Source organism: Bacillus yapensis, assembly GCF_005280205.1.
In the GTDB taxonomy this organism is placed as follows: domain Bacteria; phylum Bacillota; class Bacilli; order Bacillales; family Cytobacillaceae; genus Robertmurraya; species Robertmurraya yapensis.
This window is the reverse complement of record NZ_SUND01000004.1, coordinates 1-16149: the sequence shown is the minus strand read 5'-3', so window position 1 is coordinate 16149 and position 16149 is coordinate 1. Positions and strand designations below refer to the sequence as shown.

General features: G+C 37.4%; 14 protein-coding genes. 7 read left to right on the top strand and 7 right to left on the bottom strand.

The window, feature by feature from the left end; translation table 11 throughout:
• Positions 1-150 precede the first annotated feature (150 nt).
• From FAR12_RS06245 to FAR12_RS06215, 7 genes are all read left to right on the top strand, one after another.
• Entirely contained in the window at positions 151-1872 is a 1722-nt protein-coding gene (locus FAR12_RS06245; RefSeq protein WP_126407462.1) for a glycosyl hydrolase family 18 protein, read from the top strand.
• An 85-nt stretch (positions 1873-1957) separates the two neighbouring features.
• A complete protein-coding gene (locus FAR12_RS06240; RefSeq protein WP_126407460.1) occupies positions 1958-2371 on the top strand; it encodes a CoA-binding protein in 414 nt (137 codons plus the stop codon).
• 454 nt (positions 2372-2825) lie between these two features.
• Complete coding sequence (parE, locus tag FAR12_RS06235) at positions 2826-4805, top strand: DNA topoisomerase IV subunit B (RefSeq protein ID WP_126407458.1); 1980 nt, start codon at positions 2826-2828, stop codon at positions 4803-4805.
• Positions 4802-7243 (top strand): DNA topoisomerase IV subunit A, encoded by a 2442-nt coding sequence (parC, locus tag FAR12_RS06230; protein ID WP_126407456.1) that lies wholly within the window; start codon positions 4802-4804, stop codon positions 7241-7243. The genes parE and parC overlap by 4 nt, the downstream gene beginning before the upstream one ends.
• Before the next feature lie 111 nt (positions 7244-7354).
• Positions 7355-8758: an alanine/glycine:cation symporter family protein gene (locus tag FAR12_RS06225; protein ID WP_488154033.1), complete on the top strand. Its 1404-nt coding sequence runs from the start codon at positions 7355-7357 to the stop codon at positions 8756-8758.
• Between the two features lie 146 nt (positions 8759-8904).
• Positions 8905-9681, top strand: coding sequence for a hypothetical protein (locus FAR12_RS06220; RefSeq protein ID WP_126407454.1), 777 nt, complete (start codon positions 8905-8907; stop codon positions 9679-9681).
• A gap of 80 nt (positions 9682-9761) precedes the next feature.
• Positions 9762-10238 carry a staygreen family protein gene (locus FAR12_RS06215; protein WP_126407452.1) on the top strand — a complete coding sequence of 159 codons (477 nt, stop codon included), beginning with the start codon at positions 9762-9764 and terminating at the stop codon, positions 10236-10238.
• A 128-nt stretch (positions 10239-10366) separates the two neighbouring features.
• Here the strand turns inward: FAR12_RS06215 and FAR12_RS23935 are convergent, their stop codons facing one another.
• From FAR12_RS23935 to FAR12_RS06185, 7 genes are all read right to left on the bottom strand, one after another.
• The gene (locus FAR12_RS23935) at positions 10367-10492 is read right to left on the bottom strand and encodes a hypothetical protein (protein ID WP_264191567.1); all 126 of its coding nucleotides are present in this window, start codon (positions 10490-10492) and stop codon (positions 10367-10369) included.
• A gap of 110 nt (positions 10493-10602) precedes the next feature.
• Complete coding sequence (locus FAR12_RS06210) at positions 10603-11400, bottom strand: HAD family hydrolase (RefSeq protein ID WP_126407450.1); 798 nt, start codon at positions 11398-11400, stop codon at positions 10603-10605.
• 130 nt (positions 11401-11530) lie between these two features.
• The gene (locus tag FAR12_RS06205) at positions 11531-13087 is read right to left on the bottom strand and encodes a S8 family peptidase (RefSeq protein ID WP_126407448.1); all 1557 of its coding nucleotides are present in this window, start codon (positions 13085-13087) and stop codon (positions 11531-11533) included.
• Between the two features lie 683 nt (positions 13088-13770).
• Positions 13771-13980 carry a hypothetical protein gene (locus FAR12_RS06200; RefSeq protein WP_126407446.1) on the bottom strand — a complete coding sequence of 70 codons (210 nt, stop codon included), beginning with the start codon at positions 13978-13980 and terminating at the stop codon, positions 13771-13773.
• 37 nt (positions 13981-14017) lie between these two features.
• On the bottom strand, positions 14018-14674 hold the full coding sequence (locus tag FAR12_RS06195; protein ID WP_126407444.1) for an ABC-2 transporter permease: 657 nt from the start codon (positions 14672-14674) through the stop codon (positions 14018-14020).
• On the bottom strand, positions 14658-15524 hold the full coding sequence (locus tag FAR12_RS06190) for an ABC transporter ATP-binding protein (protein ID WP_212734381.1): 867 nt from the start codon (positions 15522-15524) through the stop codon (positions 14658-14660). Before FAR12_RS06190 ends, FAR12_RS06195 begins: the two co-directional genes overlap by 17 nt.
• An 11-nt stretch (positions 15525-15535) precedes the next feature.
• Positions 15536-15910 (bottom strand): GntR family transcriptional regulator, encoded by a 375-nt coding sequence (locus FAR12_RS06185; protein ID WP_126407440.1) that lies wholly within the window; start codon positions 15908-15910, stop codon positions 15536-15538.
• Positions 15911-16149 lie beyond the last annotated feature (239 nt).

Sequence of the window (16149 nt, the reverse complement as noted above, 5' to 3'; positions counted from 1 at the left end):
TGAACCATTCTATTTTTAACATAATGACAATTCTTTACACCATGAAACTTTTTGTCGATGAAAGTCGTTAAATAGGATAGGGATATAGAAGTTTTCCTTTTCAAGCGTAGGTGAATTCGTTAGGATGGAAGACAGGGAGGATTTGGAGAAATGGCTCGAATTGAATATCACAAAAAAACTGCAATACCTACTAGGTGGATCATTGGAGGACTATGTCTCTCAGTCATTTTGATTGTATCTAGTATTCTATTACTTTTATATCCATTTGCTACAAAAGAGAAGGTTGATTATTTTTCAGGGCAGAATCCGATTCTGTTTGAAGGAAAGCAGCAAGGAAATGCGATTATCGATGGGGACAGTGTATATGTACCCTTAACCTTTATGCAGGAGAATATTGATGAGAGCATTACGTTTGATGAAAAATCAAATTCAATCATTATTACAACTGCAGACAAAGTCGTACAAATGCCATCTGAATCATTAACTTATTACGTGAATGAAAAGCCTGTTCAACTGCATTTTTCACCGATAAAAGATGAAGAAGGTGAACTTTATCTTGCTCTAGAACCGGTGATTGACTTATATCCGATTCAGTATTCTGTCTTACCAGAAATCTCAAGTGTCTGGATTCAGAAAAATGGGGAAGAACTTGTTCATGGCACGATTACAGGTGAAGATGTACATAAAGAAAAATTACGTCTAAGAAATGATGCTACGCTCCGCTCTCCTTACACGGCTGAAACAAAAGGGAACGAAGAGATTTTTGTAGAAGGTGAGAAGGACGATTATTATTACGTTCGAAAGGTCGACGGTACAGCAGGTTATGTTCATAAGAAGCTCGTGAATAAAGGAAAAACAGAACAGATAACTGTCGTTCAGGAGCAAAAGGAAGCGACACTCCCGAAAATTGAAGGACCGATTCAACTAACATGGGAAGCTGTTTATACGAAAAACCCTAAAACCGATAGCATTCCGCAGATGCCCGGCGTGAACGTCGTATCGCCAACTTGGTTTGAGCTTGCTAACGAGGGTGGCGAAATCAAAAATCTTGGCTCCCTTGATTACGTCAATTGGGCGAAGAGTAAAGGCTATCAAGTGTGGGGACTGTTTTCCAATGCCTTTGATCCTGATTTAACATATAAGGCTTTCAAGGATTTTGAAACGCGGCAAAAAATGATTCGTGAGCTTTTACATTATAGCCAAATTTATCATTTAGATGGAATCAACTTAGACATTGAAAACGTCAATCCTGAACATGGTCCATTAGTGACACAATTTGTTCGAGAAGCAACTCCGTATTTTCACGAAGCGGGACTTATCGTTTCGATGGACATTACATTTATGGCGAGCGGAAATTGGTCTGCTTTCTATGAAAGAGAAAAATTAGCTACAATCGTCGATTACCTGGCTGTTATGGCCTACGACGAGCATTGGGGCTCTTCGCCAGTAGCAGGAAGCGTCGCGAGCCTACCATGGGTGGAAAATAATCTTCAGGACCTGTTAGAGCTCGTACCAAACGAAAAGCTTATTCTTGGTGTCCCACTCTATACCCGTTTATGGGCAGTTACGGATTCTGGTGACGTTTCTTCTACAGCATTAGCGATGGATGAGGTAAGAGAATGGTTGGATACGAATAAACTTACACCTACCTACGATGAAGCTAGTGGACAGAATTATGCAGAGCTATATGTCACAGAAGAGCAAACGACCTACAAAATTTGGCTTGAAGACGAATTATCTTTGAAGAAAAGAGCGGAATTAGCCATGAAATATGAATTAGCAGGTGTTGCAAGCTGGTCACGATATTTTGCTGATGAAACAGCCTGGCTTGCACTGAACATGGAAAAACAAGTAACACAAGAGACCAAATAAGACGTATTTCTAGAAATTTCTATATTAAAAACGTACAATTATTACAACACTATTTTTATGCTAAAACTTGAGAGGGGACCTATTAATGGCGATCGAAATTCCAAGTCGTGAAGAGCTAGGAAAAATTTTAAAAAGAGTAAAGCGTATTGCGGTTGTTGGCTTAAGTGGTAATCCTGATAAAACATCTTACATGGTTTCAAAAGCGATGCAGGATGCAGGCTATGAAATCATTCCCGTTAATCCGACAGTGGACGAAGTGCTAGGAGTAAAAGCGGTAAAAAGCTTAAAAGAAATTGAAGGACATATTGATGTTGTCAATGTCTTCCGTCGTCCAGAACACCTTATGGATGTGGCTCAAGAATTTGCTGATATCGATGCTGAAATTTTTTGGGCACAGCAAGGAATCGTCAACGAAGAGGCTTATCAATTTTTAATAGATAAAGGTTATACGGTCGTTATGGACCGTTGCATTAAAGTGGAACACGCTTTAACAAAATAGTACTTTCGAACGAACTGCCGAGTCATCTCGGCAGTTTTTATTTACAAATGAACATTGATGTATCATGGCTTTTGAATGCTATTTTTCAATTACCTATTTGCTAAATCATTATATTTATATAAAATAAGGCATAGACGTGTTTTATTGTAAGGGTTTAGCATTAGCCGAAATTAGGTAAAAACTAGTATATTTCTCCATCGGGCATGCTCACCCTCATAGATTTCAATAAATTTTTAAATCAAAAAACCTTTAAGTATGATAAGATGATCTTAAGGAACACTCGTTCTAACAGTGAAAATACCTAATACATAAAGGGTTTTCGAATCTTTTGCAGAATAAGAGAGTGGATTCGAAAAATATTATCCAAACAGACAGAAATAACGTAGGCTAGAAATGTATTGATCCTGGGAACGATTCATTCCCGTGGTTTGCAGTAGATGAAAGGGGTATATAAGTGGCAAGTAATCAACAAACCTTTGAATATAATGATGATGCCATACAAGTACTAGAGGGTCTCGAGGCTGTTCGTAAACGTCCCGGTATGTACATTGGTAGTACAGACTCACGTGGTCTTCATCATTTAGTATATGAAATAGTAGATAACTCCGTGGATGAGGCCTTGGCAGGGCATGGCGATCATATCATTGTCAAAATACATAAAGACAATTCGATCTCGGTTCAAGACAAAGGGCGCGGGATGCCAACAGGGATGCATAAGATTGGCAAGCCCACGCCTGAAGTTATCTTTACAGTCCTTCATGCCGGAGGAAAATTCGGCCAAGGCGGCTACAAAACAAGTGGAGGCTTGCACGGGGTTGGTGCATCCGTAGTTAACGCCCTTTCTGAATGGCTAGTCGTAAAAATTAAGCGAGATGGTTTCGTTTATGAACAACGCTTCGAAAACGGTGGAGTCCCAGTGACAACACTAGAGAAAGTCGGAAAAACGAATCAAACTGGTACAATCATTCATTTCAAACCAGACAGAACAATTTTCTCAACAACTACTTACAATTACGAAACATTATGTGAACGTTTAAGAGAATCTGCGTTTCTATTAAAAGGCATGAGAATTGAAATAATTGACGAGCGCAACGACTTCCGAGAAGAATTCCATTATGAAAATGGAATTGAAGCCTTCGTTCAATATTTAAACGAGGAAAAAGACGTTCTTCATCCTGTTATCAGCTTTGAAGGTTCTTCAAGTGCCATTGAAGTTGATTTCGCGTTCCAGTTTAACGATGGCTACTCTGAAAACGTCTTATCGTTCGTTAACAACGTCCGTACAAAAGACGGGGGAACGCACGAAGCTGGTGCGAAAACAGCGATGACTCGTGCGTTTAATGAATACGCTCGTAAGATTAACCTTTTAAAAGAAAAGGATAAGAACTTAGACGGTTCTGATATACGTGAAGGGTTTGCAGCCATTATTTCAGTACGTGTTCCTGAAGAATTACTTCAATTCGAAGGTCAAACAAAAGGAAAACTAGGAACGAGTGAAGCCCGTTCCGCTGTTGATTCGGTTGTTTCAGAACATTTATCATACTTTTTTGAAGAGAACCCGGATATCAGCTCTCTTTTAATCAAAAAGGCCATTAAAGCTTTCCAAGCTCGTGAAGCTGCACGTAAGGCTCGTGAAGAAGCACGTAGCGGAAAGAAGAGAAAGAAATCAGAAGCTGTCCTATCAGGAAAGCTTACGCCTGCCCAATCTCGTAATCCACAACGTAATGAACTATACCTCGTTGAGGGTGATTCAGCCGGTGGGTCAGCAAAGCAAGGACGTGACCGTAAGTTCCAGGCCGTACTTCCTTTACGTGGTAAGGTTATTAATACTGAAAAGGCAAAGCTAGAAGATATTTTCAAGAACGAAGAAATCAATACAATTATCTACACAATTGGAGCTGGCGTTGGTGCTGACTTCAATGTAGAGGATTGTAATTATGATAAAGTCGTCATCATGACCGATGCCGATACAGACGGTGCACATATTCAAGTATTACTTTTAACGTTCTTCTATCGCTATATGAAGCCGCTGATTGAAGCTGGTAAGGTGTATATTGCTCTTCCACCGCTTTATAAGGTGAGTAAGGGCGTAGGCAAAAAAGAAGTCATCGAATATGCTTGGAGCGATGATCAACTCCAAGGTGCGATTAACAAGATTGGAAAAGGCTATATCATTCAACGATACAAGGGATTAGGAGAAATGAACGCGGATCAGCTTTGGGATACTACGATGAATCCAGAAACGCGTACCTTAATTCGCGTCAGAATTGATGATGCAGCTAGAGCTGAGAGACGTGTCACAACGTTGATGGGCGATAAAGTTGAACCTCGTCGAAAATGGATTGAATCAAATGTCGCTTTCGGTCTTGAAGAAGATGGAAGTATTTTAGAAAATGAAAATATTATCGTTGAAGAGGAGGTTACTGAATCATGAGTTCAGTAGAAAACATCCGTGACCTCCCGTTAGAAGATGTAATTGGGGATCGATTTGGTCGTTACAGTAAATATATTATTCAGGATCGCGCTTTACCGGATGCTCGTGATGGGCTAAAACCGGTACAGCGCAGAATCCTGTATGCGATGCATGTAGAGGGCAATACCCATGAAAAAGGCTTCCGTAAGTCAGCGAAAACGGTTGGAAACGTAATTGGTAACTACCATCCACATGGAGACAGCTCTGTGTATGAAGCAATGGTAAGGATGAGTCAGGATTGGAAGGTCCGCAACGTGCTCGTTGAAATGCACGGGAATAACGGAAGTATCGACGGAGATCCGCCTGCAGCGATGCGTTATACTGAGGCGCGATTATCCGCGATTGCTTCAGAATTGCTAAGAGACATCGATAAAAGAACCGTTGATTTAGTTCCAAACTTTGATGATACAGCTAATGAACCAACTGTTTTACCAGCGATGTATCCGAACCTATTGGTAAATGGTTCAACAGGGATTTCTGCTGGATATGCAACAGATATTCCACCACATAATCTTGCTGAGATTATTGATGGGGTTATCATGCGTATGGACAATCCTTCTACAACTGTCGATGATCTTATGACCGTCATTAAAGGTCCTGACTTCCCAACTGGCGCGATTATCCAAGGTGTCGATGGAATTAAGAAGGCATATGAAACTGGTAAAGGTAAATTCATCATTCGTGGAAAAGCTGAAATTGAAAACACGCGTGGCGGTAAACAACAAATTGTTATTACTGAAATTCCATACGAAGTGAATAAAGCCAATCTCGTAAAGAGAATTGATGAGTTCCGCTTAGACCGCAAAGTCGAAGGAATTTCTGAGGTTCGTGATGAAACCGACCGTACTGGCCTTCGCGTTGTGATCGATTTGAAAAAAGAAGCCGATGCAAATGGCGTGCTAATGTACCTTTATAAAAATAGTGACCTTCAAGTGACTTACAGCTTCAATATGGTTGCAATTCATAATAGACGTCCAGAGCTAATGGGCTTAATTGGACTATTAGATGCTTATATCGAGCATCAAAAAGAAGTAGTTACGAGAAGAACACAATTCGACCTACAAAAAGCAAAGGACCGTCAGCATATTGTTGAAGGTCTTATGAAGGCACTTTCGATTTTAGATCAAGTTATTGCAACAATCCGTGCATCTAAGGATAAGCGTAATGCGAAGGATAATTTAATTGCTAAATTCCAATTTTCTGAGGCTCAGGCTGAAGCGATTGTTTCCTTACAGCTATATCGCTTAACGAATACGGATATTACCGCTCTGCAAGCAGAAGCTGAAGAGCTGGCGAAAAAGGTTGAAGAATATACTGCCATTTTAGCTAGTGAGAGCAAGCTTTTATCCGTCATTAAGAAAGAGCTGAAGGATGTTAAAAAACGTTTTGCTGATGCAAGACGTACGCAAATAGAAGCTGAAATTGAAGAAATCAAAATCAACTTAGAAGTATTAATCGCCAGTGAGGATGTTATCGTATCCGTTACGAAGGAAGGCTATGTAAAACGTACAAGTACTCGTTCCTATGCGGCTTCTAACGGACAGGATTTCGGGATGAAGGATTCAGACCGCTTGCTTGCTCAATTAGAGGTAAATACGACAGATGTTGTCTTGTTATTCACAAATAAAGGTAATTATTTATACTGCCCAGTTCATGAGCTTCCAGATATTCGTTGGAAAGACCTTGGCCAGCATATCGCGAATATCGTGCCAATCGATCGAGATGAGACGATTATCAAAGCACTTCCTGTAAAAGATTTTGAAAAGGAAGTATTCTTACTATTTGTCACAAAACAAGGCATGGTTAAGAAAACAGAATTAAAGCATTATAAGGCACAAAGATATTCGAAGCCGCTTGTAGGAATTAATTTAAAGGGCTCAGACGAAGTTATTGATGTCTATGAAACTGATGGAACGAAAGAGATCTTCTTAACGACCCATTTAGGTTATGGATTACGTTTCCTTGAAGAAGAGGTCAGCATTGTTGGTGCTCGTGCTGCTGGAGTTAAGGGAATGAACCTGAAGGATGGCGACTATATTACTAGTGGAAGCGTGATTCAGGATTCTAAAAATGAGAGCATCGTGATTGTGACTCAGCGTGGCTCCATCAAAAGAATGAAGCTATCTGAATTTGAGTTAACTGGACGAGCAAAACGTGGTGTCGTGATGCTAAGAGAGCTTAAATCGAATCCACATCGAGTTGCAGGTGCAACTCTTGCAAGGGATGAAGACGAAATCTTTATCCAGTCTGAAAAGGGACAAATCGAAAGCGTCAAAGCATCCGATTTAAGATTTAACGACCGCTATACAAATGGTTCTTTCTTAATGGATGAAACAGATAGTGGAAAAATCATTTCACTTTGGAAAATCGAATCAACCGTTAAGGAAAGTATGGAATAAATAAAGTTCCCTGCTACAAAAATAGCAGGGAACTTTTTATAAATTTTGATATTTAATTTAAAATATGGTTTTATATTCATAACAATTATTAGACAACCAGGAGGAACAGTTGTGGGACTACTTAATTTTTTAAATGACATCATGTGGAGCTACATATTAATAGTCGTCTTAGTCGGTGCTGGTCTATTTTTCAGTATCCGAACGAAATTTGTACAGGTTAAATATTTTGGCGAGATGTTTCGAATTCTCGGAGATAAAGCTCTATTATCCTCAGAAGGCAAGAGAGGACTCTCTTCCTTCCAAGCATTTTGTATTAGTGCCGCTTCGAGGGTAGGAACAGGAAATATTGCAGGGGTAGCGACAGCAATCGCTACTGGTGGTCCTGGGGCAGTCTTTTGGATGTGGTTAATTGCCTTTCTTGGTGCTGGCTCAAGCTTTGTTGAAAGTACTTTAGCGCAAATTTACAAGGTAAAGGATAAGGATGGTTTCAGAGGTGGTCCTGCTTACTATATGGAAAAAGGACTCAAGAGTCGCTGGATGGGGATCCTTTTCGCCGTAATCATTACATTTTGCTTTGGTCTTATTTTCAATACAGTTCAATCTAATACGATTTCGATCGCTTTCAACGAAGCTTTCGGATTTAGTCGTTTTAGTGTAGGGGTTGTTTTAGCCATTATTACTGCTGTGGTCATTTTTGGTGGGGTGAAAAGAATTGCCAATTTTTCTCAAATCATTGTTCCAATCATGGCTACGATTTACATCATTATCGCATTATATATTGTCTTAATCAATATTACTGAAGTTCCAGCATTATTCGCATTAATATTTAAAAATGCTTTTGGAATCGAACAGGTTGCTGGTGGAGGATTAGGAGCAGCGATTATGATGGGGATTAAACGTGGGTTGTTCTCCAATGAAGCAGGTATGGGAAGTGCACCAAACGCTGCTGCTACAGCAAGTGTGTCTCACCCCGTTAAACAAGGTTTAATTCAAACTCTTGGTGTATTCGTGGATACTATCATCATTTGCTCTGCAACAGCGTTTATGATTCTCTTATCAAACGATTATATGTCAGGAGCAACAGGGATCCAATTAACTCAATCTGCGTTAAGCTCTCACTTAGGCGAGTGGGCAAAGATTTTCGTTGCTGTTGCCATTTTCTTATTTGCTTTTACCTCTGTAATCGGGAACTACTACTACGGAGAAACGAATATCGAATTTATCAAGGAAAGCTCACCAATGATTTTCATCTACCGATTAGCCGTTATCGGAATGGTATTGTTTGGTGCAGTTGTTGACCTTGAACTTGTATGGGGCTTAGCCGATTTATTTATGGGTGTGATGGCGTTGATTAATATTTTAGCCATTCTTCTCCTAGGAAAAGTTGCTTACAAGGCTTTAAATGATTATCGTAGACAGAGAAAAGAGAAGAAAGACCCTGTCTTTTATGCTGATAGCATTCCTGAGCTCATTGACCTTGAAGGTTGGAGCAAAAAAGACAAAGAGATGGAATAAAACAAATCCTTATGAAAGCAGTGTGCGAGAGGCACACTGTTTTTTTTATTTTGTTCTGGATAGCTGTAGCCTGGGGGATTTTTTTGCATCTTTTACCAAAAACTGGACATAATATGCGTAATCGTGTAAAAGGGAGGCACTAACGCATGAAAAAAGAAATGTTTTTTCTCGTTTCAGCATTCTTTTTTATGTCCATGACAGCAATTACTGTAGTGTACGCTGTGGAGGAAGAAGCAAAGGAAAAATCAAAAGTTATTGCTGAGTCTGAAGTGGATATATCAGGGGATGGACTTGCTGAGAATATTGTAGTAAAAGGGACCCTTTTAGAAGAGAATGAATCACTTTATAAAAATATCACCATTCATATATCAGATCCTAATGGTCATAATCAGAAGATTGACCTAGAGGACGGATTTAAGCCTAAATTGACATTCAGGGACTTGAATCGGGATGGAGCACAAGACATTTTGGTGGCCGTGCCTACACATGGTAGTGGTGGAGTATCGAATTATTATTTATATACGGCTAAAGACTTTCAGGTAACTGATTTAACAGTACCAGACCCACTTGTGGTCCAGAGCCAATTTTTAAATGGATATAAGGCGAAGATTACAATTGAAAACAATCATAAAACGTATAAATTTAATTTGAAAAATCGAGCAGAGGATTATGAGAGTACAGGCCTCTATTTTCAAGGAAAAATGAATGAGCCAACAGAACTAATGATTCACGCATATAGTAAGCTAGAGCCTGTTAAAGTAAGAGGGAAGAAGGTAGGGTTAAAAGGGACGCAACAAATTAGTGGGGCTTATGACGCTGATGTCATTGGCAGAATCGAATCAACCTGGGTATTTCAAAACGGAAAATGGGAGCTACTCCGTACAAAGGTTTTCGAAACTTCTTACGAAAAAGGGAAAGAATAAATAGGCACATGTCACCTATTGCTAATTTTTAACATACTATAAGGTAGTTCAATACTTCATCATTTAGGGGGACACCTTCTATGAGCAAGTTCATTCCTTCTAACCTCAGTGTGAAATTCTTACCGCCTGCCACCCCTTATAAGCCTGTTGATGAAAGAAAATATACAATGACTACTGATGAGACAGGGGAATTATTTCTAACGATTGGCTATTGCTACGACGAGAGTGCCATTAATGCAAATTTTCGTAATGAGGTTCTAGCAGAATGGATACCACGTATGGGGCAGTATATTCTGAGTGGAAAAGTCTATGTATGCGGTGGGGAGTATGACGAGCAATACGCCAAAATCCGCTTTATGATCTTCCAAAAAGAGTTGAGTTTAGCCTTAACCTCAATCGTCTATGGAGATAGAGGGTTTTATCAGTATTATCCATGGTTGCTTGATTCACCAATATATATCCAGTTTGAGTCAAGCTATCTATTATATAATCAATTATTATATTATGGAACACCACGTCAGTACTTAACCACTGCCTTACAAGAATCTGTTTCTTAACACAGGAAAACCCTGTGTTTTTTGTTTGCATGTGAAGGGATAGGGTATGTATTGACCATAACATGATTATGTTAACTAAATGATTGATTATAAAAGGCAGAATGTATATCTGCCTTTTTAAGGTAGGGTTATTTCCTTTTTTGACTCTTTAATTTGTTCATTTCAAGTTCAGCAGCATATTCCTCTTGAGATTTCCCTTGTTTTTGGCTTTCTGATTGAATTTTTCTGAACTTATTATCGTTTAGATTAGGCATGATTACACCTCCTTATGAACACTGATATTTTGTACCAAGATTAGAGGATTATGCTATTCTAAACGATAAAAGCTAGGGATAGTTAACGTCCCTAGCTTTTTAGTATAGTATTAAAGCCCAATTAATTGGCGCACAGCATGAGCAAATCCATTTTCATCGTTACTTTTCGTAATGATATCCGCTTCTTTTTGAACTTCAGCTGGAGCATTGCTCATAGCAACAGAAGTCGTAGCTACCTTAAACTGTTCCACGTCATTTCCGCCATCTCCAAAGGCATAAATCTCATCGAACTTAGTATCCGTTAACTTCTGATAACGAAGAAGAGCAGTACCTTTATTTGCTTCTATAGAAGTAAATTCCACATTATTTGGATGGGAAGACGCCATAGATATTTCTAATTTGCCTTCAATTGCTTCTTTCACCTGTTGAATTTTTTCTAATTGGTCGTGGCGAGAGACAGCCATGACTTTATAAATTTTGAGATCTTCTTTTTCAAAAATTTGATCATAGTTATATCCAGCAAAAATTTGTTCAATTTCATCATCACTTTTACCACGTAATAATGGATTTCTACAAGGAAATCCACCTTGGTTTGTATAAACCATTACCCATAAACCAAGCTTTTGCAAAGTCGGAAATAACTCTTTATATAGAGATACCGGGATCGATGCTTCAAATAGAACATCTTTGTCCTGTGAATATAAAACAGTTCCATTTATCGTGATAATAGGCGTATTTAACTGCTTAATAGCATCAAATTGAAGGACGTCCTCAAGAGCTCTACCTGTATTAATGATGACACTGTGACCCTGTTCCTGCAATTCATGAAGTACTTTAAGGTTTTCCTCAGGGATTTCACTGTTTGAGTTTAAAAGTGTACCGTCTAAATCAATAGAGAAGCATTTCATTATGTTAATTCCTTTCTGTATTAGCTATGCTAACTATACCAAAGATAGAGAAAATGATAAACTATGCTCTTTTATAAAAAATAAATGGCTGATTCGCTAAGAATGTAACGAATCAGCCAGAAATTGAACACTATTTGATGCGTATTGATTTAGACGAATACGCTGTATTGTAGTTTGCGATAGAGGTAGCAGTCGTTAACTTATAATTTCCTTTTGTTGTGTACTTATTGGTCGCCATTTTGTAAGATGCTTGTCCTTTGGAATTCGTTTTTAATGTTACAACTTTCGCTTTCCCTTTAGGTGGGGTAATTGTTAATTTCACAGCGCTATTAGCAAGAGCTTTCCTCGTTCCTTTGTCTACAACTTTTACGGATACCACGACCGTTTTCCCAACTTTATAGCTGGAAGCAGTAGTAGAGAGCGTTGTGACCATATTTTTCTTTATTGGAGGCTTTACTTCTTGCTTTTTCGGAACTGTGTTTATTACTTGAGGCGTTGGTTGCTTAGCTGGCTGATGTGTATTATTAATTGGCGTTTTCACTTCGGTATTGACTGGAGTTTCTGTAGCTTTTTCTTGTTGTACAGAATTGACAATTACAGGAGCTTTTACAAGCCCATATCCGAAATAAGCATCCTTACCAGCAACACCTAAATCTTGTGTGGATCCAACCAGATTTTTACGCAATTGAATGTTAGTATAGGTCGGATACGCTTGTTTCATTAGCGCTAGTGTGCCAGCAACATATGGCGTAGCCATTGAAGTCCCAGACATACTTACATAACTGTTGTTCAAATAAGTGCTCAAAATTTTCACACCTGGAGCAGATACTTCAACCGAATTACCTGTAGCTGAAAAACTGCCACGTTGATTTAAGTAATCGGTAGCAGAAACTGCAATTACAGACTCATAACGCGCCGGGTATTCAACTGTATCTCCAGTTCCATCGCCGTTTCCATGATTACCAGCAGCTGCTACGACCAATATTCCTTGGTTATAGGCATTATCCACAGCCTGATGTAATGCTACAGAATCCGCAGTGGCAGTTAGGCTCAAGTTAATAATATCCATCTTATTGCTAATCGCCCAATCAATTCCCCTGATGATATCGGAAAGATAGCCAGAACCCGATTTATCTAAGACTTTTACTGCATAAACGTCTGCATCTGGCGCTACACCGACAGTACCGAAAGCATTTCTTTCAGCACCGATAATCCCAGCAACATGTGTTCCGTGACCGTTATCATCAGTATAGGATTTCGTATAAGAAGTAAAGGAAATCCCTCCAGAAACAATAAGGTCCTCATGTGGGGATATTCCCGTGTCTAATACAGCAATTTTCACACCTTTCCCCGTAAGCTGTGAATTCCAAGCAGCTGGAGCTTCGATTGTATTAATACCCCAATCAGGATTCTGTGCCGTAATCGAAACACGCTGGTCAATTTCGATAGCTAATACATCTTTATCACGTTCAAGAATTTCTATGGCCGCCTCTGGAATTTCTCCAGTTACGACTGGCAGGTTGTTAAATTCATCTTGAATCTCACCATTAACGTTTTCAATGGCTTTCTGGTCTATTTCATCTTTAAATACAATAATAACGTTTTCTTTATTTATATCAGCATGAACCGGTGGGCTCATAGAAATTAAGAGTGAAGTTAATATTAGAAAGAATAATAATTTCTTCATTTATCTGCCTCCCAGAAGAGAATTAACTAGATATATAGATAAATATAGAGAGTAAATGCAGAATTTAATAGAGGTATGTATTGGGAAAATAGAAGGGAGGAGACACGTTTAAATTGGTGTATATAATGTTTTTTTATTAGATCGATAGCCAGTATATTTGCTTTGAAGTTATTAATACTAAAGTAAACTGAAATTCTTTACTGAATAAAAACGAGCTTTAAGATTAAGCGCTGCACAGAAGTAATCAATTTAGAAAATGAAAATAAGTAAAACGAAAAAGGTTTATGTGAAAATTAGAATTCATTTTACTGAGGAAGAACCAAAAGAATTGTAAGTTATGAAGATTCGTTAGAAATCCTAGAATTTTTTCGTTTTGTCTCACTATCTTAAGTATACTTTGGTATTGAGACGTGGTTTATCTCTTTTTATTCAATTACTCATAATGTATATTATGTAAACTAGAAAAAATGAATTTTATAAGAGGAGCGAAATCTATCCCTCCCCTTTGTACAAAGACAAGAAAGTCTAAACAATTCGGACATAAAAGTCTAAACTCCTTCCTCTATATATTTTCGAGACAAAAAAGTCTAAACCAATGTTTTATTTTATTCTCCTTGACTAATAAAAGGATCAGAAAATAGTAGCTCTTCTGATCCTTTTAATGTTACTCATTAGGTACTAATTTATTTTCTATCAAGTGGCTTTCTTTTCTTGAGTATTATTCCCGAAGCCGTAAAAACTGTGCCTGTACTTGCCAAATAGTAACTATCTAAAACTTCAGGTAAGAATTTAAGGAAATTACCTATTGTAGATAAGAGTATGAGGAAAATACCTGATACAATCAAAATATTACCTAATTTATACATTTTACTGCTCCTTCCTTTATTTTTCAAATCTATTTCACCTTTATCACAGATCCCTCTATTAGTTTTAAAATTCTCTTTTCCTATAAAAATTAAGTGAAACAAAATACGAGCAAATAAGTATTAGAACCAGTGGAACCATTAAAATTATAAATATTTCAATATCTGATCTATTTTTCAAGAAAGTGATTAAATCTTGACTCAACATCAATTTATTGTTTTCACTTAAATAACTTACCAACCCGGTTCCTCCAAATACAAATACGAAGAAAATAATTAAGTTTGCCATTTTTGCCTTTAAAAAGCCATACTTAAAAATTAAAGGAAAAGAAATCGAACAAAATAAAGTGACAGCAATAATCGCACCAATTAGGCCAGTAAAATTAAAAGGAATATCAAGGCGAAGATTTAATAAGTTTATAATCAAATAAGCCAAATAAAATCCCAGAATTGCATAAGCGGCATAAAAATAGATAGATACGTATTTAGATAAAACAATGGTAGTTCTCTTAATCGGTAGGCTAATAAGAATGATATCACTATTATTCTTGTCTTCTAAAGCACTTGCTCCTAAAGCTAATTGATATGTTATAGCCAATACTCCAATCGTCAATCCAGCTGGACCAATATTTGAAAGTGTGAAAGTAAAAAAGATTATTAAAAGAATAGATAATTTTAAAGCTCTCTTTTGCATTAAAATATCCTTTTTAATGAGATGATACATGATGATCACTCCTTCTTGTATAAAACACCATTATATCTTCGAGTGTCGGTTTTTCAATCATTATGGAATCCCCAAATTGTTTAATTACTTCTTTTTTATTTTTACTTAATGCTTCGAAGCCAAAATCATTTTGTTTTAAGCCAATAAAGTTTCCTTGATCATTATTTAATTGTTTTTTACTCCCTTTTACGATACAGTGTTCTTCTAAAAGTTCATCCTTTGTTTTGCTCAATATAATTTCGCCATTATTAATTAAAGTAATAAAGTCGGCAATTTTGTCTAAGTCGGAAGTAATATGTGTCGAAAAGAAAATTGACTTGTTTTCATCTTGTAACAATGACTGTAAAACATCTAATAGTTCAGAACGTATAAGTGGATCTAATCCTGAAGTTGGTTCATCCATTATTAAAAGTTCAGCTTGATGTGAAAGAGCAATGGCTAAAGAGAACTTCATCTTCATCCCTTTTGACAAATGCTTAATTTCTTTATTTAAAGGGAGTTCAAAATCTTTAACGTATTTATTGAAAATTCTTTCATCCCATCTGCTATAAAATGGACTTATGACATCCTTCATTTCTTTTACAGTTAATTCCTCGTAAAAGTGATTTTCATCATAAACAAAGCCAATTCTCTCCTTAATCGCAATATTATTTTGTTCGTTGTCTAAACCAAAAATTTTTATGTTACCACTATTCTTTTTAATTAAGTTCATTATTAGTTTTATGGTGGTGCTTTTTCCAGAACCATTTGGACCGATGAAACCCATTATATAGCCTTTTTCAAGGGTAATATTGATACCTTTTAATGAAAAGTCTTTATAGCTTTTAGATAAATTGGAAACTTCTAATATCTTATTCATCTTTACCACCCCTCATAAATTATTTTGAGCATATCTTGCAACTCTTCTAAAGTTAAGCCCACCAGTTTTGCTGTATTGATTGCTTCAGTCATTTTTTCTTCAATTACTTTTACTTTGGTTTCACGGAACATTTCCTTGTTGATTGCTGCAACATATGAACCTTTTCCGGCAACAGTAACGATAAACCCTTCTTTTTCAAGCTCATCATAGGCTCTTTTGGTTGTAATAACACTAATTTTTAGCTCTTTGGCTAAATTCCTAATTGATGGGAGCGATTGTGATTCTACCAGTTCTCCCTGAACAATTTGTTCTTTCAATTGATCTACTATCTGTAAATAAATTGGTTCATCCGAAGTGTTTGAGATAATAATATTCACTACATAACATCCCTCTTTTGTTATATCTGTATATAATCAGTATACACACATATAACAGAGGTGTCAATCTCTTACAACGTTGTTCACCTTAGATGTAATAAAATGTTGATTTTTAGACAATCGAGTAGGAGGGGGTGACTAACCCCCGACCTCTCACACCACCGTACGTACCGTTCGGTATACGGCGGTTCGAAAGTTTATGAAATCACATTTGTTAAGAATTTCAAACCTTGCTCTTG

Bases quoted from the DNA above. Each gene is read 5' to 3' on its own strand.
- FAR12_RS23935 (WP_264191567.1), bottom strand. From the start codon at position 10,492: ATGCCTAATCTAAACGATAATAAGTTCAGAAAAATTCAATCAGAAAGC.
- FAR12_RS06210 (WP_126407450.1), bottom strand. From the start codon at position 11,400: ATGAAATGCTTCTCTATTGATTTAGACGGTACACTTTTAAACTCAAAC.
- FAR12_RS06220 (WP_126407454.1), top strand. From the start codon at position 8,905: ATGAAAAAAGAAATGTTTTTTCTCGTTTCAGCATTCTTTTTTATGTCC.
- FAR12_RS06215 (WP_126407452.1), top strand. From the start codon at position 9,762: ATGAGCAAGTTCATTCCTTCTAACCTCAGTGTGAAATTCTTACCGCCT.
- FAR12_RS06205 (WP_126407448.1), bottom strand. From the start codon at position 13,087: ATGAAGAAATTATTATTCTTTCTAATATTAACTTCACTCTTAATTTCT.
- FAR12_RS06245 (WP_126407462.1), top strand. From the start codon at position 151: ATGGCTCGAATTGAATATCACAAAAAAACTGCAATACCTACTAGGTGG.
- FAR12_RS06240 (WP_126407460.1), top strand. From the start codon at position 1,958: ATGGCGATCGAAATTCCAAGTCGTGAAGAGCTAGGAAAAATTTTAAAA.
- FAR12_RS06195 (WP_126407444.1), bottom strand. From the start codon at position 14,674: ATGTATCATCTCATTAAAAAGGATATTTTAATGCAAAAGAGAGCTTTA.
- parC (WP_126407456.1), top strand. From the start codon at position 4,802: ATGAGTTCAGTAGAAAACATCCGTGACCTCCCGTTAGAAGATGTAATT.